The following is a 22,515-nucleotide window of genomic DNA, read 5'->3' as shown; positions in this document are numbered from 1 at the left end:
CAATATGAATTTCGGCACGCTATTACACGCACTTTTACAAAAAGCGCCCACTTTATGTGGGCGTTTTTTGTTTTTAGTGGATTGCCTTTAATAAGACTAATCGCTTAGTTGTTCGTTTTTTATAAGTGCAGGAAAGAGAGCGTTTTTATGGCATGATGAACGTAAGCTATCGTGATTTTACACAGGCAGAAGAAAATGGCATTTAGTCTACCTCAAGAGCCAGATTGGCCCTCTTTGATAAAATCCGGATGTCGGGTTTTTGTTGGCGGTAACGCGTCAGTACCTCACGCCCTAGTACAACACCTCATAGATAACAGCGAGGGTTTTAGCGACATCGAGTTAGTTCATATGTTGGCGTTAGGCGATACACGCTGGGTAAAAGAGGAATATAAAAACCTGTTTAAAGCCAACACCTTTTTTATCGGTGGAGATGCGGTAAGAAAAGCGGTGGATGAAGGACGGGCAGACTATACACCCGTATTTCTATCTGAAATTTCGAGCTTGTTCAGTGACGGTACATTGGCATTAGATGCGGCCTTAGTGAATGTTAGCCCCCCTGATGAATTTGGCTACTGCTCGCTAGGTGCAGCGGTAGATATTGCAATGTCTGCACAGCGTCATAGTAAAAAAGTGATTGCGCAAATTAACTCTCATGTCCCCCGCACCGCGGGTCATTCTTACATTCACATTAGTGAAATTCACGCCTGTATAAAGGCCGATGAGCCGCTGGTAGAAGTATCTACTCCTCCCATTGATAGTGTGGCTGAACGTATTGGTCAGTATGTTGCAATGTTAGTAAACGACGGCGCAACGCTACAATTTGGGATAGGAAAAATACCGAGTGCTACGCTGAAATATTTATGCACGCACAAAGATTTAGGTATTCATAGCGAGATGCTCACCGACAGTATTATCGAGCTACTAGAGTCTGGCGCAGTCACGAATAAGAAAAAAACATTTCACCCGGGCAAAGTGGTGACTAGCTTTGCTATCGGAACTCGCAAGCTTTATGAGCTTATCGACAATAATCCGCACATAGAGTTTTACCCGAGCAGTTACGTTAATAAGCCCACTAATATCGCTAAAAATGACAACATGGTAGCCATTAATAGTGCCCTTGAAGTAGACCTCACCGGGCAGGTTGTTGCCGATTCTCTGGGCTACGATTTTTATAGCGGAATAGGTGGGCAAGTTGATTTTGTAACCGGGGCATCAATCAGCAAAGGCGGCAAGGCTATTATCGCGTTACCCTCTACAGCGCAAAATGAAACAGTGTCGCGTATTACGCCAAAAATAAGTGAAGGCGCAGGTGTGGTTACCTCGCGAGGAAATGTGCAATACGTAGTGACCGAATATGGGATAGCGTCGCTAAAAGGTAAGAGTATTCGAGAAAGAGCGCTTGAACTCATTCGGGTTGCCCACCCTAAGTTTCGCTCTGCGCTATTAGAAGAGGTGCGCCAGCATTACTGGGTTCCGCACTACCAAGAAAAGTACCCTACCGATATTCCGGAACTCGGCGCTATTCAGCTTAAAAAACTCGATATTCGGGGCGAACGTTTTTATATGCGCCCCCTAAACCCTGCTGATGAAAGACGACTGCAGGAATTCTTTTATTCCCATACCAAAGAGACGTTGCGCCTTCGCTATAACTACGATCCTAAGCAAATGTCGCGAGAAAAATCATGTAATTTAGTGAGCGTGGACCAAAGTTCCGATGCGGCTCTTTGTATAGTTCGCCAAGAGGGCTCGCGTATCACTATTCATGCGGTGGGACGCTTTTATTTTAATCCTTCAGATAATACCTGTGAGGCGGCATTTGTTACCCGCGAAACACAACAGGGTAAGGGCATGGCGAAGTTGTTATTAAAAGAGCTCATTAATATCGCGAAAAAGCGCTCTATTAGCCAGATGATGGCATACGTGCGCGGAGACAATATGCCCATGATTACCATTTTTGAGCATGCTAAATTTAAGCGAAAATTTACCGGCGACCCGAGTGAGGTTGAGTTGGTACTTGATGTGGCGTCACTGACATGACTATAAAAATTTTCCGTGGCAAACACGGTACAAAACACGACTTAGGAAAAGAGCACCCAGAATCGCCAGACAGATTGTTTGCCATAGACGATCAGCTACTGTCCTCAGGGTTAGAGATGATTTGCGAGCACGGCGACGCTACACCTATTCCCGAAGCGTATTTATCGTTGGCACACGACCCTTATTACATAAAAAGTGTATTTGAACGTGCTGCGCAAGTTACGTTTAGTGACGATGAAAAAACGATGTATTCAGGCGAGAAGATCGCCATAGCATGGCTAGATGAAGATACCGGGTTAATGAAGTACAGCTTAGCCGCTGCCCTTGAGTCTGCGGGAGCCGGCTGTAACGCAGTAGACTATGTTATGGCCGGAACCGAGCGCCAAGCTTTTTGTGCTACTCGCCCGCCTGGGCATCACGCTACCTACGATAGTGCCATGGGTTTTTGCGTGTTTAATAACATTGTTTTAGCGGCGCGCTATGCATTGCAAAATTACAATTTGCAGCGAGTAGCGATTGTCGATTTTGATGTGCATCATGGCAATGGAACAGAGCAAATAGTGGCTGGCGATCAGCGCATAATGCTGTGTTCAAGCTTTCAGCATCCGTTTTACCCTCATAGCGGTGCACCAGTATCAGCTAGCAATATACTGGCAGTTCCCCTTGATGCGGGAATAACCGGCGACGTGTTCAGAGAAAAAGTACAGCATTGGTTTAGTGCGCTGACCAATTTTCAGCCTCAGCTTATATTGATTTCAGCGGGTTTTGACGCACATGCTGAAGATCCAATGGCTCACTTACGCCTCGTAGAAGACGATTATTTTTGGGTTAGCCAAGCGCTCAGGCGCGTTGCCGACACCTGCTGCGAAGGGCGCATTGTGAGTATGCTAGAGGGCGGATATGACCTTAGCGCCCTTGGCCGCAGCGTGGTTGCTCACTTAAAAGGGCTAAGCCAGCCCTAAAACGCGAGCATGTAAATAGCCGCACCAACCATGGCAACGTTTTCAGTAAGCGAAATAAAGCCTAGTGGCAAGTCTGAATTGCCGCCTACGCAGGCGCATTTTAGCTCTCGCTTATCAATGTAAACCGCTTTTATCACCGACACTGCGCCCACACTACCAATAAATAAGGAGATGGGGGCAACGATATAGGCAGGAAAGCTCGCTAGCATCCCAAGGCCGGCATAAGCCTCTGCAAACGGGTAGATATAAGCGTAGCGTAAATGACGCATTGCGAGTAGGTCGTAAGTGATAAATTGGTTAGAAAACGCCACTAAATCTTGAAGTTTCTGCATGGCTAACAACACCATGGTAATGCCAATAAACGACATTATTGCCCGCTCTAGGCTAAAAGAAAATTCACCGCTCAGCATTATTGCGCATACCATTAGTGCGGCGAGTGAAAAGGTGACAATAATTGGCGTATAGCGAGACCCTTTGTCTTCTTCTTGCTCGAGATTAAAAAAGTCTCGTAAATCGTCGTAACCACCAATACGACGCCCTTCAATAAAGGTTTGTGGTGTGGTTTTTACGTCGTGCTCTGCCTTAAACGCGTCGGTCTGTTCTCTTGAGCTTAAGTGATTGTCGTCTACTTTATAGCCTTTTCGCTCAAGCAAATCTTTTGATTTTAGTCCGAACGGACAGATATGCTCGTTGGTCACCATTCTATAAAGTGTCGCTTCTCTTGCTTTAGTCATGACGTACAATCCCCTTTGAAAGCTTTTCACATTTGCAAGTGGACAGTGGAATAGTTTCACAGTGAGTGAACAAAGACCTTCACTGTAGCCACTTGTGCGGCTAGTTTAGAATAACTTTGTGTAATAGAGCTGCACTACACGTGCCAACTCAGCAGAAGCAGCCGACAGCGTCGCTATTGATTACAGCGCCTACATAAGGCGTTTGGTGGGTATAGCTAGCTACCTGTTCAACGAGGTTTTTTCCCGTAAAGCATCCGTAACCGGTTGCGTACGGGCCCACATAGCGTAGCTGATAGTTCTCATCGACAACAATAAGCGCAGGTACTGTGGTGAGGAAATCGCCAAGACCTCTCACGTTATCCAGCGTTATATCGACAATTTGATATTTAGATTCATCCAGCTTGGCAAGCAGCTGTGTTTGATGGGGAGTAGTCAGTGTTTCACAGTAACAATTATCCGATGCACCCACGTGAATAATACTGGCGCTAGGGATGTCGTTGCTTTTTAGCAGAAGCGTAAGCTGCGAGTCGAAATCTACCGACGTAGATTTGTGAAGTAAAATGCCGTCGGGGTCGAACTCAGACAGTTGCCGTTGGCCATAAACAAGCATGGCGGCCAGCAAGCTGCCTGCCCACAAGACAAGCAGCGCCCAAGATACCCCTTTTCTCATTGCAGTTTGAAACGCTCAATGGCGGTGCGCATTCGCTGTGAAATGCTAGAGAGCACTTGCACTTCGCTGGCGAGTGACTCCGCCGTCGCGAGTTCCTCTGACGTGAATTCACTTAATCGCGCTGTGCTTTCGGCTATGGATGCCGACGCTGTCTCTTGCTCTACTGCTGACGTGGCAATTTCAGTCATACTTTCACTGGCATTACCAATTTGCAGCATAATATCTGCCATGGCATTGGTAGCGCTTTCACTCGAAGCCACAGCCTCATCTACCAAACTGATGCAAGATTGCATTTGATCTACTGAGCTGGCTGTTTGCGAAACAAGTTGTTCGGTAATACTTGTAATTTGTTCAGCACTCTCTTTTGAGCGAATGGCTAGCGTACGCACTTCATCGGCTACCACAGCGAAGCCTCGACCGTGCTCGCCGGCTCGGGCAGACTCGATAGCTGCGTTAAGTGCTAGCAAGTTTGTTTGTTCTGCAACAGCGGTGATAGAGCGCATGGCATCTGAAATATGAGAACATTGTTCGTTTAATGCCGAATTGGTTTTCGCCGCGTTGTTAAGTGTGCTGCGCAACGAGTTGATGGTAGCGCTTGTGGTACCAATAGAATCTTTGGTGGCCTGTGACGAGGCTTGAGCCGCCAGCGCTTTGTCGCTTGCGACAGTAGTTTGCTCTGTCGACATTTGCATTGTTTGCGCTATCTCTTCTGACGAGGCCGAAACCATAGCAATTTCTTGGTCTGTTTTATTGCTTATTTCAAACATATTGTTTGCTGCTTTTTCCATTTTTCCGCAGCCTGTTACTACGTCGTCAGTTAACGAAGAGGCAAGCTGGACAAGGTCTCTTACTTGGTCGATGAGCTCGCCAAATGGTCGCAACACTTTATTGTTTCTATCAATATCTACAGTGAGATCTAATTTATTGTCAATCTTTTGCATGTTGTTGATAGCAAGGGTGAGCTCTGCCGCACCAGCGCCTTCTTCATGCGCTACTTTAGACATGTACATGAGTACCGCACCTTGCGCCACAGCAAAAACGGCGTGTAAAAGTAGAATTGAGAAAGTGACATGACCTTCTTCAAAGATAAATAAGGACGCGCCGCTAGATTGTAAAAAGAAGAAACTAATATGGTGTACAGCCACCACGCCAGTGCCCGTCGCTACTACCTTCCAATCTCTAAACACAGACAAAAACGCAAGTAGAACGAAGATTTCAAAATGCACTTCAATCAAGCCGAAAGACTGATGAATATGTAACGCTGTCAACAGTTGAACCCCAATTGCCATCGCATGGCGGCTTAAGGCAGAATAGGGCGACTGCATACTGAGTACCAATGGTACGGCAGCAATAGGGATACCAAAGATAAACGCAGGAAGGAGTTCTCCGGTGATAAGGCCAATAACAATAGCGATAATCAGTTGAACAACAATGACTACGCGAAATATTTTTTGACCTTCTAATAACCAAGGGTACTGCATATTGGTCTCCGCAACGTGTTTACACTAAAGTATAAGTTTGTACTGAAGTGTAGATGAAATAATTGAGGCTTGCTAAATTGGCGAGATAATAAACGAATCACTCATCCTTTAACATGTGACTTTGGTCTATCATTTAACGGCTATTCAGGCAGTTAACATGAGAAATTTTTATTAAAAAGCACTTATTCGAGGGTGCTTATTTTGAGAGCATTTTATGCCCCAGGTTGTTTTTCTTTCTACCGATAATCTTGAAGCGTTTTTTGTCTATGACGAATTGCTTATTCCTTATTTCAATGAACTAGGGTGGTCGGTGACCACGCTCTCATGGCATGAGAAAAATGTTGATTGGAACCAGTTCGATTACGTAGTGGTTCGAAGTACGTGGGATTATCAACACCATGCTGATACCTTTGCAGAAGTATTAGAGATCATTGATAAATCTTCAGCGACTTTGTTAAACCCGCTTGAGCTCATAAAGTGGAACTTTGAAAAATACTATTTAAAAGATTTAGAAGCGGCTGGTCTTCCTATTGTTGATACTTGTTGGGGGAGCGAATTTTCACCGCAGCATATCGAGGATGCCTTCGCGAATTTCGCCACCGATGAAGTGGTTGTAAAACCAACGCTAAGTGCAAATGCAGATAATACCTATCGAGTTTCCAAGGCGAGTAGTATGGAGTTAATGTCTTCACTCATAAATACCTTTTCTTCCCGCTCGTATATGATCCAGCCTTTTTTACCCACTATTGTAGAAGAGGGTGAATATTCGTTGTTCTATTTCGGTGGAATTTATAGCCACAGCATATTGAAGGTACCTAAAAGCGGTGACTTTCGCGTTCAAGAAGAACACGGAGGGCGGCTTCTCACTGTTGACGCGAGTGACGAACAGCAAGATGTTGCGCAGCGAGCGCTGGCGGCAATGCCAACAGAAGCGCTTTATGTCCGAGTCGATTTGGTGCGTCAGCGCGATAATTGGGCAATAATGGAACTGGAACTTATTGAACCTTCGCTGTATTTCAATTTAGATGCTGCTTCACCAGAGCGTTTTGTTAAGGCGCTATGTGAGGTAGCACGCTGCGATGGTTTTAATGTCGATAATTAGGTCGTGTCTAAATTAGCAGCCTAGCAGCGAATTGCAAAATGGGCACAACCAAAAGAGAAAAGGCGCGTTCTCGCTATTTTTGCGAGAACGCGCTGATAAAAACGTTGAGTTGTACTATATCCCTATAGCTATCTCTATCATCATTCCTGTAATTTTTTAACGCTTGTCTCGAGATACTCTTTGAACAGGCATTGAACGCTCAATTTTGCGAGAGCTACTTTGCACTCCACTGTTTTTACTTGATTGGCTGCTTGCTCGGCTGCTCATTCGACTGCTTATATGCTCATTACTGCGCGCTGGCTGCCTAGTCATCGTCCTTTTTTCTGGTGACGTACGTTTCTTATCTTGATACCGCGAAATTGCTTTCGACTCTCTAGAGCCTATTGTCGACTTCGTTCTTAAAGAGCCTCTATCTACCGGCTGATTCGCCTGTATTTTCGAACGGTTCACAATAGGTTGCGGCGTCACTTGTCGGTTATTTTTAGCACTAAGCGGTTGTTGTTTTATTCCCTTTGATGGCCCATTGGTATAATTATTTTTATGCTGATGGGCACGTTTAGTCGCGTTACTGTACTGGCGTTTATTGTCTTTTAGCTTGCCTAACATAGCTTCCCTTTTTTGCCTACTGGGGTTTGCTATTGTGGCCTGACGCACGGCTTTGGGGTCACGATTCAGGACACGATTAGAGCCCTGCTTTAGGTTTCTATTAACACTGGGACTTAAGCTATGGCCAACGTCCCGTCGCGTGCTGAGGTTCTTGTTATTGCCATAGCTTTTTCCAATATGTTGTCGATGAGTAGCGCGTTGCACAGCTTGCCCCCTGCGAGCAGAGCGATGCTCCCACCGTTGATAATCGTTGCTTATAACACGCTTAGGGTGACTGTCTTGATAGAGTCTGTTTACATAGCGTCTTGTTATGTTACGAGGTCGCACTGGTTGGCGGTGAATAACAACGTGGCGATTCTGCCAGTGCACCGCGCCAAAAAAGAAAGAAGCGGATAGTCTTATTTGGGGTGACCAAAAGACGTTTCTGTGCCTGTGATAATTCACATGATGTGACCATAGAACAGGTGCAATAGGGTGCCACCAATTACCGTAAACCGTGTGTGGATTATAATAAGGGACATACACTACCTCACGTTGGCGCGGCGCGATGTAAATAATCTCTCTAGAATTACTGCGCTCTGCTTCTACATCAATGTAGTCGTTGGTCTCTAAATTCCCTGTATTTCGGGCGTGCTGTCGCAATACTTGTACCCGATCTAACACTCTCTCCTGGCTAAGCAAAACGCTATCGCCAAGCTGCTGCAGCCATTGCAAGTCACTGGCCATGGTATTAAGTAAATCGGTAAATGATGCGAGTGCTTTTACGCTAGGGTCCCAATCTACATCTTCAAGAACGTTTTCTACTTGCTCTGGCGTTAGGTGCTTGTTGCTCTGTCGCCATCTATCAGCTGAAACCACATCTAACGGATAGGTGGAGGCAATAAGAATATGGGTTAGCAGGGTATCTGGGTACAGCGCGATAGGCGCAAGAAGGCTGTCTAATTGGGCATCAGACGCGTAATCTTCACTCGCTGCTCCTGAGGCGACAGCACCTGAAACAGCAATACTTGAGGCGGCACTTGCAGTGACAGGCACAGAAGTATATTGAGCAAAGGCTGGTATTGTGGATACAACACTGCCTATAGCGATAACAGAAGATAGGGCTAAGTTTTTCATACATTCTCCTTACATTGCTTAAAGTCGCTTGATGAGCGACCGACAATGTGGGTAAGTCTGTATACGTTATAACTTGCCGTTAATTAACCTAAGCTGAATAAAAAACGCCCGCTAAATTGAAGCGGGCGTTTTCATTATCATTTTATATTATTTAAACACGTGAGGGTCGAATGCATGCCCCAGCTTCTCTGTTTTGGTTTTTAAATACTGCTTGTTGTCCTTCGTAATGCCATGGTCAATAGGACGTCTAGACACTACATCAATGCCAAGTGCTTCAAGAGCAGCAAGCTTTTTAGGATTGTTAGTCATCAACTCTACACGCTTTATGTTCAGCGTATCGAGCATGAGTTTACAGATATCATAGCTGCGAAGGTCGGCGTCGAAGCCTAAATGTTCGTTGGCTTCTACAGTATCCATTCCACTGTCTTGCAGATTATACGCTCGGATTTTGTTGAGTAGCCCTATACCGCGTCCTTCTTGACGAAGGTAAAGCAATACACCGTAGCCGTTATCGACAATGTTTTGCATGGCTTTTTCTAATTGAAAGCCGCAATCGCATCGGGTACTGAAAAGTGAGTCGCCGGTAAGGCACTCTGAATGAATACGAATAGGGACAACGTCGCCTTCTTTCCAGCTGCCGTAAGACAGAGCAACATGCTCTTGGCCACTGGCTTCTACAAAACCATGGATTTTGAATTCACCAAGTCGTGTTGGCAATTTCGCTGAACTGACAAATTCGTATTTAGGCTGTTTGCTACTCATGTTACTTCTACGCTTAGGACAGTAGGCCATATGTGGGGATAATCTCAGCTTTTACAAGCCGGATATCGTCACTGATTGCTGCTGGGTTTGGCAGCACATTTATTCGTTAATGTTACATTATATCATTTGTTGTGTGTATTGTTTTTACTGCGCAATCAAACGATAGCATTGTATTGTGTGGGGTATTATACGCATTTAGACGGGTTTTGGTGTGTTTGTCCTATTACTCTTTTTTATTTGTTAACCTGAGTCCTGTTTAAGGAGGGATTAAGGTTTGTTATTAAAGCGGAGTGAAATCGCGTAATGGTGCGGGCTTCGCAACTCCGTAGCCCTGAGCAAAGTCTATTCCCATATTACCAAGCTGAGTCATAGTGGCTTCATTTTCTACAAATTCTGCAACGGTTTTCATTCCCATAGCTTTCGCCACATCTTTAATCGATGCAACCATGGCGGTATCAATACTGTCGTTGAGCATATCTTTAATAAACATTCCGTCTATCTTTACTTGGTCTACAGGCAGGCTCTTTAAATAGTTATAAGAAGAGAAGCCGCTGCCAAAGTCGTCTAAGGCGAATGAGCAGCCTAAATTATTGAAGGTCTGCATAAATGCAAGCGTGTCGTCTAATTTGATGATGGCTACCGACTCGATAACCTCGAAGCAAATTTTATGGTGGGGAATGCCGTAGGTTTCAAACGCGTTTAAAATAAACAGCGTAAAATCTCTGTCTGTTAACGAATGGCAGTTTAAGTTTATGCTGCAGCGTTTAAGCTTTTCGAGATGCTCGGGGTTTTCTGATAACCATTTAAAGGTATTAGTTACTACCCACTTATCTACATTAACATTCATTTCGAATCGTTCTGCAGTAGGCAGGAAATTAGCCGGCTCCACTATTTTTCCATTGGCTTCACGTAAACGCAGCAACACTTCATAATAATAACCATCGTTCGCCTTTGTAAGAGGTCGCAACGGCTGATAATAAAGCTCGAAACGATTTTCTTCCAACGCGCCGTTAATGGTCGATACCCAGTCGAGTTCGCGCTGATAGCGCTGCATACTCTCATCGTTTCGGTTATATCTGTGTATCTGATTTCTACCCTGATCTTTGGCAAAGTAACATGCAGCATCAGCCATGCTTAAATATTGCCCTGCGCTGACAGAAGCGTCGTCACAGACAACCATGCCAATGCTAACCCCCAAATTGAAAATTCGGTTATTCCACATAAAGCGGTAGTCATGTACCGCATTGAGTATGTCTTCTGCATTAGAATATACGGCATGCTCTTCAAGTTCGGTATAAATGACGCCAAACTCATCACCTCCCAGCCGAGCTAAGAGCGCATTACTAGAAAGCGTGTTTTCAATTACCTTCGCGATATCTTTAATTAACACATCCCCAGCTTTATGACCGCAGGTATCGTTTACAATCTTAAACCTGTCTAAATCTAAATATAACAAGCACACTGGGGGCGTTGATGGCGACGCTACGTTTTTCTTAAATTCAGTCTCAAATTGCCGGCGATTAAAGGCACCGGTTAGCGAGTCGTGAGTAGCCAAATATTGCAGGTTAAGGTCGGATTGCTTTTTCTCCGTGATATCGATAATTGAACCAAAAATGCGAGGGCCGTCGTTTTTCTCCTGCATTCGGCAGGACAGTGACACCCAAAATTCATCGCCATTTTTGCGCTTAGCCCTTATTTCCTTTCCGGTTAAATGGCCACATTGTGAAAGTTCACCAAGTAGATGCTGCCTGTCTTCGGTATTTGCGTAAAACGCGAGAGTACTTTCTCCCGTTGCCAGCATGTCTTCTTCATCATCATAGCCAAACAGCTTATACATGGCTGGGTTTACCGACAGCAAGGTACCATCCCACGTAGAGGTGTAATGGCCTTCAGCAGAATTCCTAAAGAGGTCATAAAATTGATTTAAGTCGGTAATTATTTCTTCTTTTTTAACCAGCTGTCTGCGGTTGTATAACTTCTCTTTTGCGATAGCCGCCATTCCAAAACATAGCAAACTAAAAGCGCTGAAAAACAGCATAGCTAGCATGACGTCGAAGGTGTAAACCATGAGGTGATAAAGGCCTTGCACACACAAGGCCAACAAAGCGAAAAGGGAAAGCCAGCCGATAGAAAAAAAGCGGCCTGTTTGCTTATTTTCATTAAACACGATGGCCAGTAAAACCTGGCACAAACCCACTGCCGCAAAGACAATGAGTAGTATAAATACCGTCTGAGCAGGTGCGACAAACAAGCAATATAAACCTGCTAGTGCAACGGCGAAATTGATAGTGCGCAGATATATTGGAATACGGGGAAATAGGTGATGCGTAACTTTTGCTAAGCACAGCAGCAGCATAGTGATACTAGCGGTAAAAGCCAATTCTGCGGCGTTGGTTAGGCTAGGCCAAAATCCAAGACCGCTTTGAAAAATCAAAAACGTAGCCAGCATTGCGACAGTTGCCATGGTAAGCCAAAATCGGGTAGCTATGCGCTGGTGAAAATAAGACAGTAAAAAATACGCGATAATAAGTGCAAATACTCCCAATATTGCGCCCAGCGTCACCAGCATATTTTTATCGTATTGTTCGAGTAAATCCCTTTGCCAAAGAGTGATAGGAATGTGAGTTAACCCATTGTCTTTAATTCCTATCAGTACCCTTGCATTTTGGTAGGGTTGTAGAGTGAAAGCTTGGCGAATAGTTGGCGCTGGCTGTGGCAGCGAGAAGTCTCCTTTTCCTGCCTGATAACGATAAGATTTGATGATACGGTTATTATCGTTGAGCAGATAAATCTGTAAATCGTCCAGGTTTAAGCGATCGACAGTAAGTACTAAGGAAATGGCACTAAAACCCGTGTGATTGATGTTAGCTGACATCCATAATCGCGAATTCGCTATAGACGTTTGAGGCGTTGCGAAAGAACGAGTGCCTTCTAGAATATCGAAATAGGTAGCGGAGTTGGCAGCGTAGGTAGTAACGGCGTATTCATTAATAAGCACCTTTTCAAAAGACTCGTCAATGGCAATATCTTTGACACTAGCTGTTGCGACGCCGCAGAAGCTAAAAAAAATCAGCGTTACCCATACCAACGCAAAAAGGCCAGTAGTGTTGTTGTTTGTTGATGGTAACAATCTGATTTTCATTCAATTAGTGTAATTCAAAGGTGAACGTAAGGAAATGGATGTTTTCCGATCAAACCAGCGCAGCTTGCTGTCTTAAGTAGTCGCTAATAAACCCTGGGTTTTGCGTCATTCCCACATGCTCATTACCAATAGGTTCAAGCCATATGGCTTCACATAACCATTCGATGCACAGCAAGCATTGAAATGCTTTTTTTTCTGAGGTGGAAGGGTTTTGGTCTGCAGAGGTCAGTACCACCTGATACCTATCGGCACCCCAATCTGGTTGCGACGGCTGAAATGAAAAATGGGATATAAATTGGTTTACCCATTGTTCAGTTTTCAACGGCGACATAGGCAAAGGTACGGCTATTTGAACACTGCTTTGTGTAGTGTGAAGGGCGCTGATGATGTCCGTTACAAAGTGGTGAGAAGGGTTGTGCATAAGTTTTCACATCGCTTGCGTGTTAAAAAACCAAAAAGTAGGGCGTGTTAATCTTTGTTGTACGAGTTTTGGGCTAAATGGAAGCATTTTAATCGCGAAACAGTCCTGTAGGCCTAGTGGACTAAGTCAAAGAGCCTAAATAAAAAAGCGGCGACAAAGAGTAAAATGCTTCCATTTAGCCCCCTTCGGGCAGCGCCTATGAGCTATTTACCCTGCGTTGAATGGTTTCGATTTAGCCCGCTAGACCTTCAACCATTCGCCTTGTTTAAATAGCTCACAGGCCGCTGCAAAAATGTACAGCAAAGATCAACACGCCCTTGTAGTGTATAGGTTCTGATAATATATCGACATAGTTATTACAAAGCAGACTTTTTTCTTCGTTAAATGCAGTATGAGTTGGGTGTAAATAAAAGGCGTTAAAGAAAAAAGAACAGAAACGCGATTAACTACAGCACTTACGCAGCAGCAACTGGTCGATAAGCGTGGGCAGCCGCTTTCAATACATGCAGACAATTCAACATGAACAGGCAGTAATAAGTAATCCTGCAGGCTGTTATAAATGTATACAGTACAACACAAGAACAAAAGCAATAACGCGATTAACAGACCCTAGTTTCCACACTAGTACAATCAACGGGTTTAAAGGAAAGATATGCTAACACTACATCATTTAAATAATTCTCGCTCTCAACGAATTTTATGGTTGCTTGAAGAATTAGGTGTTGATTACAAAATAGAATTTTATGAGCGAGACAGTACCACTAACCTAGCGCCTGATTCTCTTCGGGCAGTGCATCCTCTTGGTCGCTCTCCTGTTCTATCAACACCACACGGCGCCATTGCTGAGTCGGGTGCCATTGTAGAATATTTAGTACGAAATCATGCCGAATCGAGTTTTGCTGCGCCTAAAGATGAAGAGGCGCTACAACAATATTGGTTTTGGCTACATTTCGCCGAGGGTTCGTTAATGCCGCCGCTAGTGGCAAACTTAGTGCTGGAAAAGGCGCGACAAAAAGGGTCGAAACCGTTTTTCATTAAGCCCATCACCGATAAGCTGGTAGACGGGATCATCAATGCATATTACGGCCCTAACTTGGCTCAAAGCCTTCGTTACGTAGAGTCTTATTTAGCCAATTACACTTGGTTTGCTGGCGACGAGCCTACCGGTGCCGACGTACAAATGATATTTCCGCTAGAATCGTTGGTAGCTAGCGGTAGAGCGGATGATTTTGCCGCTATTCGTGGATACGTGAAGCGTGTTCATGAGCGCCCAGCTTATAAGCGTGCCCTTGAGAAAGGTGGAGAGTACGCTTACGCCTAGGGCATGCTGATTTTGTTTTAGCGTTACAAAAATGTGCGGTGCGGATCAACACTCTCGCTGTCTCTATGGCTCTAGCTGTCTCTATGAATATAGTCGTCGATGAGTTTTATAAAGGCGTCGCCGTACCGGTCGAGTTTAGTTTGCCCCACGCCGCTCACTTCTAGCAGAGTAGTGCGGTTTACGGGCAGCTTGCAGGCCATGTCTACAAGAGTCGCGTCGCTAAACACAACGTATGGCGGTACCTCATTTTCTTCCGCCAATACTTTACGCAGGTGCTTAAGCCGAGTGAATAATGTACGGTCGTAATTTGCTGGTGCTTGCTTGGTCTTTTTATCGGGCTTGAATTCCAATCTTGGTACCGCTAGCTGTACCGGCACCTCTCCTTTAAGTACTGGGCGCGCGGCCTCTGTTAAGCGCAGTGCTGCATAGGCGGTGATATCGACGCGAATAAGACCTTTGTGCACAAGCTGATTTAAAATGTTGTGCCAGTAGCTATCCGATTTATCTTTGCCAATACCATAGGTAGACAGTTTATGGTGTCCTGCCTCTTGAAGCTTTTTAAGCTGCTTGCCGCGTAATACATCAATAATGTACTGGCTTGAGGCCTGTTGCGACAAACGCAATATGCATGATAAGACTTTTTGAGCAATTACCAGCCCGTCTATCATTTTAGGCGGATCTAGGCATATATCGCAGTTGCCACATGCGCTATCGCTAAATTGGGAAAAGTAATTTAACAATACCTGTCTTCGGCAAGTTTGTGCCTCGGAAAAAGCCTCCATGGCGGCGAACTTTTGAAGTTCAATATGGTTTCTATCGCCACTTTCCCCCTGTTCTATCCACTGCTTTACCCTTGCTGCGTCTTTTTCGTCAAACAGCAGCAATGCTTCAGATTCAAGCCCATCTCGACCAGCCCGTCCGGTTTCTTGATAATAGCTTTCGACACTGCGGGGTACATCGTGGTGAACAACATAGCGCACGTTGGATTTATTTATGCCCATGCCAAAGGCAACGGTAGCAACAACGATATCTATTTTGTCATTGAGAAACTGACGCTGCACCAACTCGCGCTCATCACTGTCCATTCCTGCATGGTAGGCGGCGCAGCGAAAGCCCAGTCTGAATAATTTGTTGTGTAGGTCGTCAACTTTTGCGCGGCTATTGCAGTAAATAATTCCGCTACCTTCCTGTTGCTTTACATAACTTACAACTTGGTCGAAGGCTTTGTATTTGGACATAACGCGGTAGCGAATATTTGGCCGATCAAAGCTGCCTTTGTAAACTAAAGGCGCGTTTAAGTTGAGTTGCGTTAAAATATCGGCTTGAGTGGCCGTATCTGCAGTGGCAGTAAGGCCAATAACAGGGATATGTGAAAAGCGAGACTTTATTTTACCTAGCGCCCTATAGTCTTGTCGGAAGTCGTGCCCCCAGTGGGAAACGCAGTGTGCTTCATCAATAGCAAACAGTGCTATGGAGGCGCGACCAAGCAACTGCTGAAAAGCGTATTGCATTAGCCTTTCCGGAGAAACGTACAGGAGGTCGAGTTTTCCGGTAATCAGCGAATCGTTAATGTTTGCTTGTGCTTCGGCATCTAACGTGGAGTTGAGGTAGTCGGCTTTAACACCAAGGGCTTTGAGCTGTTCTACCTGATCCTGCATTAACGATATCAGTGGCGATACAACAATGGCTGTGCCTTCACGAACCAAGGCAGGAATTTGGTAACACAACGACTTGCCGCCGCCGGTGGGTAACAACACCAGCGCGTCCCCCCCTTGGCACACATGGTGAATGACTTCTCCTTGACCATCGCGAAACTCGCCGTAACCAAAGACATCTTTTAGGACGCTTTCTGGAGACACGGCGTTATGTGAATGGGCTGGTAAGTCGCTAGTAGCTAATGCAGTTATCATAGCCCGAGATTTTACGCTTTTTTTGGCTTGGCTTCACGGGGCAATTGCAAAAACTAGACTAAAATTCAGCGCGAAAATTTTTGGCTACTGAAAAATAAGTGGATAAACCGTTTTGTTGTCACGTATTGATAATAACCTGTCAGTATTTTCATTTGTATCAACATGATATTCTAGATATTAGCAATTTAATAAGTGCGTGTTCACAGGAGTATGAGTGTGGCTGATCAACTACCAGATTTAATCGAAGAGATTGTCGCTGAAGGTATGGCCGAAGATCCTGCATCGCTATTAGCAGCGCTTAATGGTCAAGACGATGTTTATATCGCCACCTTGCTTGAATCGCTGCCCGTAGAGCCTCGTTTAGTGGTTTGGGAAGGGATACCACGAGAGCAAAAGCTTAACGTACTGGTAGAGATGCGTAGCGATCCTCGTGAAATCCTGATTGATAATACGCCTCACAATGAGTGGGCCTCGATTTTTGCTGATATTTATGCCGATGATTTACTCGAGCTTTTAGATTCACTTCCCAAGCGCCTTGTGGATTTGGCCTACGAATCTCTTGATTCAAAAGAACGTAAATACTTTAGAGAGGCGTCCCTTTTTCCAGATAACCAAATAGGGCACTGGGTTAATCACGAACAGCTTGTGCTTCCTTCTAACGCGAAGGTGAGAGAGGCGCTACGCTTGTTGAAAAAAGACGTTCCTCAGCATTGCGACAGTATCTATTTAGTGAATCGAACGGGGCAATTTACAGCGCTGGTTAAAATAAATAAGCTGTTTTCGGCTGAAGAAGACAAATCGCTGCTTGCACTTGCGGAAGAAAACATCACCACGTTCAAAGGTGAAGATGATGCTATGAATGCATCGATAACCGTTCAGCGCTCTGGGCTAGCCTCACTGCCCGTGGTAGATGAAAACAACACGCTTCTTGGCAGGCTGGATATTACCTCGGCAAGCGAGCTTGTTAACGAGTTTTATGAGCGCCAAGTTATGGCATCAGCGGGTATGGATGAAGACGAAGATTTGTTCTCCCCTGTTGCAAAGAGTGCCAAAAACAGAGCGCTTTGGCTTGGTATAAACCTGTTAACGGCGTTTATGGCATCGTGGTTTATCGGTTTGTTTGAAGGCACGCTACAGCAGGTAGTGGCATTAGCTGTGTTAATGCCAGTGGTAGCCAGCATGGGCGGTATAGCCGGTAGCCAAACGTTAACGCTCATTGTTAGGGGCTTGGCCCTTGGGCAAGTTACCCCCGCGAATATAAAAGCCTTAATGATAAAAGAGCTCAAAGTAGGGGGCGTGAATGGCGTAATTTGGGCCTTGGTTATTGGTATAGTCGCCTATTTTTGGTTTACCGATATTATGCTTGGCGTGGTTATTTGCTTGGCTATCTTGTTCAATATTGTAGCTGCGGCGTTAGCCGGTGTGTTTGTGCCTATTATCCTCGACAAGCTTAAGATAGACCCTGCGCTGTCTGGCTCCGTGATACTCACAACGGTGACCGACATAGTAGGCTTTGTTGCTTTCCTCGGTTTAGGTACGCTATTTCTGCTCTAGCAAGCGAGAGCTAAAGTCAGCGGCAGTGAATAGTAATTGTGTGCGTTAAAAATGTTTAACGCATTTATTCTGCATTAGGTACTGCATTTAGGCCGCTGTATAGCGCTACATTTTATGTGGCGATATACAATACAGTGCTTGTGAATTCTGCATTTGTAATAAACAATAGCGCGCTTTTTGCCTATTTTCATTTTGGAGCCACCATTGTCTAAGCCAGCTTCCGCCGCCCAAGTAGGCGTTATTTGTGCAATAGCCGCCTACAGTATGTGGGGTGTAGCACCTGTTTACTTTAAGCAGTTGATGGTGCTGCCTGCGGCTGAAATATTAATGCACAGGGTTATTTGGTCTGTGGTGCTGCTTGTTGGCTTTATTGCGGTGCTTAAACAGTGGCCGAAAGTAATAACCGCATTAAAAAATAAGCGGGTAATGACAATTCTGTTTTTTGCTGGCCTATTACTTGGAGCTAACTGGCTGCTGTTTATTTGGGCCATCAATAACGACCACCTTCTTGATGCCAGCTTAGGCTATTACATCAATCCCCTCATTAATGTGTTTTTAGGGCGTATTTTTCTTCAAGAAAGGTTGCGAACGCTGCAGAGAAGCGCTGTGATATTGGCTGTGGTTGGCGTAGCTATTTTGGTTATTTCATACGGTGAATTACCGTGGATTGCGCTGGTGTTAGCTTCTAGCTTTAGTGTTTATGGGCTTTTACGCAAGCAGGTAGCGGTAGACTCCTTACCTGGCTTGTTTATAGAGACCCTCATGCTATCTCCATTGGCGATAGGATATTGGATACTTTACGGGTCTGAATACAGTAACTTATTCAACAATAGCATCGATTTAAACGTGCTTATTTTCGCTGCGGGTATTGTTACCACCGCGCCTTTGCTGTGCTTTACCGCAGCGGCACGCCGAATTATGTATTCCACCCTAGGTTTCTTCCAATATATTGGCCCAACGCTTATGTTTATTTTAGCGGTTTACCTTTATGGCGAGCCGTTAGAAGAGGCACGACTCACCACCTTTGCATTTGTGTGGTTAGCGTTAGCGGTATTCAGTGCAGACTCTATATTTCACTTTCGCAGACAACGAATTGAGGCAAGAGTGCAGGTTAAGAAAATGCAGGATCAGGCTACGCAAGAGCAGGCAATGCAAGAACAGCGACGGTAACTTCGGTATTTAAAAAGGTTGGCTCTGCGCTCTATTCAAAAGCTAAATGCGCGGTTTTATCGAACATGACTTTGTTGCGACCGCTGTTTTTAGCAGCATAAAGCTGTTTGTCTGCATCACTGATGAGATTGTCTATTCGCTGTGTGGTGGTTCCGCTCATACCTATACTGCAGGTAATATGAGTGGTGGTTTTTGGTAGCTCAATAGCTTCAGCTTCTACCACCTTTCTAAAATCGTCAAGCCGCTCATAAGCCTCACTAAAGGGCGTGTCTGGTAGGTAAATACAAAACTCTTCACCGCCGAATCTAGAAATAATTTCATCTGGAAAGTAGAACTCTATCAATGCGGCAACTGCCTTAAGCACGGCATCACCCGCATCGTGGCCGTGGGTATCGTTGATAGACTTAAAGAAATCAAGATCGATAAGTGCCAATGCGTGCTCATCTGAAAGCTGCTGATGCTGCATAGTAACGGTATAAAAGAAATGTCTTCTATTTGGTAAACCCGTCAAATAGTCGGTATTTGCAGCGCGTCTAATGGCTTCAACACTCTCAATGTATTCCACGTTTTGCATAACCCGGCACAAAAACTCTTCGTGGCAATAGGGTATCCTCAAAAAGTCATTTGCTCCGCTTTTGATAAAGTGCGCTGACATTAGCATACCTTGGCCGCCAGCAATGCCCATTATAGCCAGTTGCTCTTTTGAAAATGCTTTTCGCAAACTCGCCACAAATACCGTGCCCGACATATCGGGAAGCGTGTTGTCTGTAATAACCAATCTAATATGCTTGTGGTCGGAAAGGGCACTCATGGCTTCACTTGCTGTAATGCACTCATAAACAACGAAGTTGTGGCGTTCAAGCAGGGAAAGCGTTCGGGTCCGCTGTACCCTGTTGGTACTTACAACCACAACGCCAGTAGATTTGTTTTTCTCAAGCCTTGCTATAAGGCGGATGAGATAATCGTAATTTTGCGCGTTCTCTTTGGGAATATAGTCGACAACGTCCCGCTCGAGCACTTTGTCTCGAATGAGCGTGTCTAAACTTTCCGTGGTGGCAATAGTAGGAATGTATGCGTTAATGGCAAAGTCGATAGCTTCGCCCTTCGGTGCGTCTGGCAAAGAATAAGCAATAATAGCGCATAAGAAAGTTTCGGGTGTGTTTTGTGCGAAACGAGCGCGCCCTTCCATAAGCGAGGTAGCACCGACAGGGGTTAAGCCTGCACGCCTCACCAGCCTCGATATAATTTCAAGGTTGTTATCGCCATTTTCAATGACCAGCACATGTTGCTGCATATAATCCAACTTAGATACAGGCTACCTTGCCGTGTTAGTACTACGCTTTATCCAGTTTTGCGTAGGCGAGAACCAGCCACTTACTGCCAAATTCATCAAAGTTGACTTGCACGCGCGCGTGCTCACCGCTGCCTTCATAATTCAGCACAATACCCTCACCAAACTTGCGATGCACCACACGTTCGCCCAACTTAAAGCCGGTTTCTTCAAATGACGCATGAGACGTCATTGGGCTAAATCTGTTGTGCACGGGGCGCGATATCGTCGACTTTAGCCGAACTTCTTCAATGCAATCATCGGGCATTTCACGAATAAAGCGCGACGCTGTATGGTATTTGTCTTGACCATATAATCTACGACTTTCGGCATAAGTGATATACAACTTTTGCATAGCCCGAGTCATACCAACATAGCAGAGACGACGCTCTTCTTCCATTCTGCCTGGTTCATCATTGGTCATTTGACTGGGGAACATGCCTTCTTCTACACCCGCTAAAAACACGAGCGGAAACTCGAGGCCTTTCGCTGTGTGTATGGTCATCATTTGCACCGCATCCTGGTCTTTATCGGCTTGTGTATCGCCCGCTTCCAACGATGCATGAGCTAAAAACGCTGCTAGCGGCGTCATTTCTTCAGCTTCATCGGGCACAATAAAGGTTTTACATGCGGTAACCAGTTCTTCTAAGTTTTCCAGGCGCGCTTGGGCTTTTTCACCGCGTTCAGACTGATACATAGCGTAGAGCCCAGACTGGCGTATTGCTTTATCTGCTTGTTGTTCAAGGGGGTCATCAACCGTTGATTGCTCAAGCTCTGTCACTAGCAACACAAAACTTTGAATGGCGTTAAGGGCACGACCTTTCAAACTGGCTTCGTTAATAAGTAGCTGGCTAGCCTGCCACATGGAACAGTTGTGAGAGCGTGCGGTCTCGCGAATTTGCGACAGCGTTTTTTCGCCAATACCGCGACTTGGTGTATTCACTACGCGCTCGAAAGCCGCGTCATCGTGAGGGTGGCTAACCATGCGCATATAGCCAAGTGCATCTCTAATTTCTTGGCGCTCGAAGAATCGTAGACCACCGTAAATACGATACGCCAAACCCTCGTGAAGTAACGCTTCTTCTAAAACACGAGATTGTGCGTTGTTTCTATATAAAATGGCGGTATCACTTAGCGCATGGCCCTGATTTAGCCAATCTTTAATTTTCGATACGATAAAACGGGCTTCATCTAGTTCGTTAAACCCCGCGTACACCGAGATAGGTTCGCCCTGCTTATCTTCTGTCCACAACTCTTTACCTAAACGACCAGTATTGTTGTCGATTACCGTGTTGGCTGCTTTTAAAATGTTGCCGGTGGAACGATAATTCTGTTCTAAGCGAATGGTGGCAGGTGATTCGAAGTCTTTTAAGAAGTGCTGAATGTTGTCTACGTTAGCGCCACGCCAGCCGTAAATCGATTGGTCGTCGTCGCCAACAATCATAATATTGTTATTATCGCCGCTGCACAGCATGCGCAGCCAGGCGTATTGAATGTTGTTGGTATCTTGGAATTCGTCTACCAACACAGCTCGAAATCGACGTTGGTAATGCGCTAGCACTTCTGGATTTTTCGCCCATAGTTCGTGGGCACGAAGCAATAGTTCAGCAAAGTCTACCAGGCCAGAGCGGTCACAGGCGTCTTGATAAGCGGTATACACTTCACGCATGGTTTTCTGAATATGATCGCCATGGGTTTCAATGTGTTGCGGGCGCAAGCCTTCGTCTTTATTGCCGTTTATGTACCACTGAATTTGACGGGGCGGATAATGCTTTTCGTCTAAGTTCATGGCTTTTAGTATGCGGCGGATAAGGCGGTACTGGTCGTCTGAATCGATAATTTGAAAATTTTCAGGTAATTTCGCTTCAGCGTGATGGGCTCGTAATAAGCGATGTGCCAAGCCGTGGAAGGTGCCAATCCACATGTTGTGCAAGCTTCGGCCCATTAACGACTCTATTCGTCCGCGCATTTCTTTTGCGGCTTTATTCGTAAAGGTTACGGCTAAAATTGAGAAGGGGGCGATATTTTCGACTTCCATAAGCCATGCAATGCGATGCACCAATACCCGTGTTTTGCCACTTCCGGCGCCGGCCAAAACAAGCGCGTTTGAAAGTGGTGCTGCTACAGCCTCACGCTGTTTGTCGTTTAGCTCATCTAGCAGTCTGGATACATCCATAGTGTGGCACCTGTTATCTTT

Annotated in this window: 16 protein-coding genes; 6 read left to right on the top strand and 10 right to left on the bottom strand. The window is 45.3% G+C overall.

The features are described 5' to 3' along the window. Positions 1-195: 195 nt before the first annotated feature. On the top strand, positions 196-2,037 hold the full coding sequence (locus GTW09_RS11025) for a bifunctional acetyl-CoA hydrolase/transferase family protein/GNAT family N-acetyltransferase (protein WP_163111928.1): 1,842 nt from the start codon (positions 196-198) through the stop codon (positions 2,035-2,037). Continuing rightward, positions 2,034-2,999, top strand: coding sequence for a histone deacetylase family protein (locus tag GTW09_RS11020; RefSeq protein ID WP_163111927.1), 966 nt, complete (start codon positions 2,034-2,036; stop codon positions 2,997-2,999). Before GTW09_RS11025 ends, GTW09_RS11020 begins: the two co-directional genes overlap by 4 nt. On the opposite strand, the gene GTW09_RS11015 is transcribed toward GTW09_RS11020, so the two are convergent. The 3 genes from GTW09_RS11015 to GTW09_RS11005 form a co-directional block, all read right to left on the bottom strand. Continuing rightward, on the bottom strand, positions 2,996-3,733 hold the full coding sequence (locus GTW09_RS11015; protein ID WP_163111926.1) for a MauE/DoxX family redox-associated membrane protein: 738 nt from the start codon (positions 3,731-3,733) through the stop codon (positions 2,996-2,998). The two genes, GTW09_RS11020 and GTW09_RS11015, sit on opposite strands and share 4 nt — an antisense overlap. Before the next feature lie 148 nt (positions 3,734-3,881). Further along, positions 3,882-4,403, bottom strand: a complete 522-nt coding sequence (locus GTW09_RS11010) for a DUF6436 domain-containing protein (RefSeq protein ID WP_163111925.1) — start codon at positions 4,401-4,403, stop codon at positions 3,882-3,884. Next, on the bottom strand, positions 4,400-5,884 hold the full coding sequence (locus GTW09_RS11005; protein ID WP_163111924.1) for a methyl-accepting chemotaxis protein: 1,485 nt from the start codon (positions 5,882-5,884) through the stop codon (positions 4,400-4,402). The genes GTW09_RS11010 and GTW09_RS11005 overlap by 4 nt, the downstream gene beginning before the upstream one ends. Positions 5,885-6,098: 214 nt before the next feature. Here GTW09_RS11005 and GTW09_RS11000 point away from each other — a divergent pair, with 214 nt between their 5' ends. After that, positions 6,099-6,986: an ATP-grasp domain-containing protein gene (locus GTW09_RS11000; protein ID WP_163111923.1), complete on the top strand. Its 888-nt coding sequence runs from the start codon at positions 6,099-6,101 to the stop codon at positions 6,984-6,986. Between the two features lie 156 nt (positions 6,987-7,142). On the opposite strand, the gene GTW09_RS10995 is transcribed toward GTW09_RS11000, so the two are convergent. The 4 genes from GTW09_RS10995 to GTW09_RS10980 all read right to left on the bottom strand — a co-directional run bounded on the left by GTW09_RS10995 (position 7,143) and on the right by GTW09_RS10980 (position 13,033). Beyond that, on the bottom strand, positions 7,143-8,708 hold the full coding sequence (locus GTW09_RS10995; RefSeq protein ID WP_163111922.1) for a DUF3300 domain-containing protein: 1,566 nt from the start codon (positions 8,706-8,708) through the stop codon (positions 7,143-7,145). Positions 8,709-8,855: 147 nt separating this feature from the next. Continuing rightward, positions 8,856-9,470: a GTP cyclohydrolase II gene (gene ribA, locus GTW09_RS10990; RefSeq protein WP_071978278.1), complete on the bottom strand. Its 615-nt coding sequence runs from the start codon at positions 9,468-9,470 to the stop codon at positions 8,856-8,858. A 280-nt stretch (positions 9,471-9,750) separates the two neighbouring features. Next, the gene (locus GTW09_RS10985; protein ID WP_239059354.1) at positions 9,751-12,600 is read right to left on the bottom strand and encodes an EAL domain-containing protein; all 2,850 of its coding nucleotides are present in this window, start codon (positions 12,598-12,600) and stop codon (positions 9,751-9,753) included. A gap of 61 nt (positions 12,601-12,661) precedes the next feature. Further along, positions 12,662-13,033 carry a hypothetical protein gene (locus GTW09_RS10980; protein WP_163111920.1) on the bottom strand — a complete coding sequence of 124 codons (372 nt, stop codon included), beginning with the start codon at positions 13,031-13,033 and terminating at the stop codon, positions 12,662-12,664. Between the two features lie 652 nt (positions 13,034-13,685). Here GTW09_RS10980 and GTW09_RS10975 point away from each other — a divergent pair. Beyond that, positions 13,686-14,354: a glutathione S-transferase gene (locus GTW09_RS10975; RefSeq protein ID WP_163111919.1), complete on the top strand. Its 669-nt coding sequence runs from the start codon at positions 13,686-13,688 to the stop codon at positions 14,352-14,354. Positions 14,355-14,425: 71 nt separating this feature from the next. On the opposite strand, the gene recQ is transcribed toward GTW09_RS10975, so the two are convergent. Next, a complete protein-coding gene (gene recQ / locus GTW09_RS10970; protein WP_163111918.1) occupies positions 14,426-16,264 on the bottom strand; it encodes a DNA helicase RecQ in 1,839 nt (612 codons plus the stop codon). A 216-nt stretch (positions 16,265-16,480) separates the two neighbouring features. On the opposite strand from recQ, the gene GTW09_RS10965 reads away from it, so the two are divergent. Together GTW09_RS10965 and rarD are read left to right on the top strand one after the other, a co-directional pair. Continuing rightward, the gene (locus GTW09_RS10965; protein WP_100970729.1) at positions 16,481-17,818 is read left to right on the top strand and encodes a magnesium transporter; all 1,338 of its coding nucleotides are present in this window, start codon (positions 16,481-16,483) and stop codon (positions 17,816-17,818) included. A gap of 204 nt (positions 17,819-18,022) precedes the next feature. After that, a complete protein-coding gene (gene rarD, locus GTW09_RS10960; RefSeq protein WP_163111917.1) occupies positions 18,023-18,988 on the top strand; it encodes an EamA family transporter RarD in 966 nt (321 codons plus the stop codon). Between the two features lie 31 nt (positions 18,989-19,019). Here rarD and GTW09_RS10955 read toward each other — a convergent pair whose 3' ends face one another. After that, positions 19,020-20,282, bottom strand: coding sequence for a GGDEF domain-containing response regulator (locus GTW09_RS10955; RefSeq protein ID WP_071978285.1), 1,263 nt, complete (start codon positions 20,280-20,282; stop codon positions 19,020-19,022). A gap of 40 nt (positions 20,283-20,322) precedes the next feature. Continuing rightward, complete coding sequence (gene uvrD / locus GTW09_RS10950; RefSeq protein WP_163111916.1) at positions 20,323-22,494, bottom strand: DNA helicase II; 2,172 nt, start codon at positions 22,492-22,494, stop codon at positions 20,323-20,325. Positions 22,495-22,515: the final 21 nt, after the last annotated feature.

Origin of the sequence: Alteromonas hispanica, assembly GCF_010500915.1 — a bacterium.
Taxonomy (GTDB): domain Bacteria; phylum Pseudomonadota; class Gammaproteobacteria; order Enterobacterales; family Alteromonadaceae; genus Alteromonas; species Alteromonas hispanica.
The sequence above is the reverse complement of the archived record's forward strand: the minus strand, read 5'-3'. Positions and strand labels throughout refer to the sequence as shown.

What these genes read in the sequence shown, in the direction of transcription:
- GTW09_RS11025 (WP_163111928.1), top strand. Translation starts at nt 196, where the DNA reads ATGGCATTTAGTCTACCTCAAGAGCCAGATTGGCCCTCTTTGATAAAA.
- GTW09_RS11020 (WP_163111927.1), top strand. Translation starts at nt 2,034, where the DNA reads ATGACTATAAAAATTTTCCGTGGCAAACACGGTACAAAACACGACTTA.
- GTW09_RS11015 (WP_163111926.1), bottom strand. Translation starts at nt 3,733, where the DNA reads ATGACTAAAGCAAGAGAAGCGACACTTTATAGAATGGTGACCAACGAG.
- GTW09_RS11010 (WP_163111925.1), bottom strand. Translation starts at nt 4,403, where the DNA reads ATGAGAAAAGGGGTATCTTGGGCGCTGCTTGTCTTGTGGGCAGGCAGC.
- GTW09_RS11005 (WP_163111924.1), bottom strand. Translation starts at nt 5,884, where the DNA reads ATGCAGTACCCTTGGTTATTAGAAGGTCAAAAAATATTTCGCGTAGTC.
- GTW09_RS11000 (WP_163111923.1), top strand. Translation starts at nt 6,099, where the DNA reads ATGCCCCAGGTTGTTTTTCTTTCTACCGATAATCTTGAAGCGTTTTTT.
- GTW09_RS10995 (WP_163111922.1), bottom strand. Translation starts at nt 8,708, where the DNA reads ATGAAAAACTTAGCCCTATCTTCTGTTATCGCTATAGGCAGTGTTGTA.
- ribA (WP_071978278.1), bottom strand. Translation starts at nt 9,470, where the DNA reads ATGAGTAGCAAACAGCCTAAATACGAATTTGTCAGTTCAGCGAAATTG.
- GTW09_RS10980 (WP_163111920.1), bottom strand. Translation starts at nt 13,033, where the DNA reads ATGCACAACCCTTCTCACCACTTTGTAACGGACATCATCAGCGCCCTT.
- GTW09_RS10975 (WP_163111919.1), top strand. Translation starts at nt 13,686, where the DNA reads ATGCTAACACTACATCATTTAAATAATTCTCGCTCTCAACGAATTTTA.
- recQ (WP_163111918.1), bottom strand. Translation starts at nt 16,264, where the DNA reads ATGATAACTGCATTAGCTACTAGCGACTTACCAGCCCATTCACATAAC.
- GTW09_RS10955 (WP_071978285.1), bottom strand. Translation starts at nt 20,282, where the DNA reads ATGCAGCAACATGTGCTGGTCATTGAAAATGGCGATAACAACCTTGAA.
- uvrD (WP_163111916.1), bottom strand. Translation starts at nt 22,494, where the DNA reads ATGGATGTATCCAGACTGCTAGATGAGCTAAACGACAAACAGCGTGAG.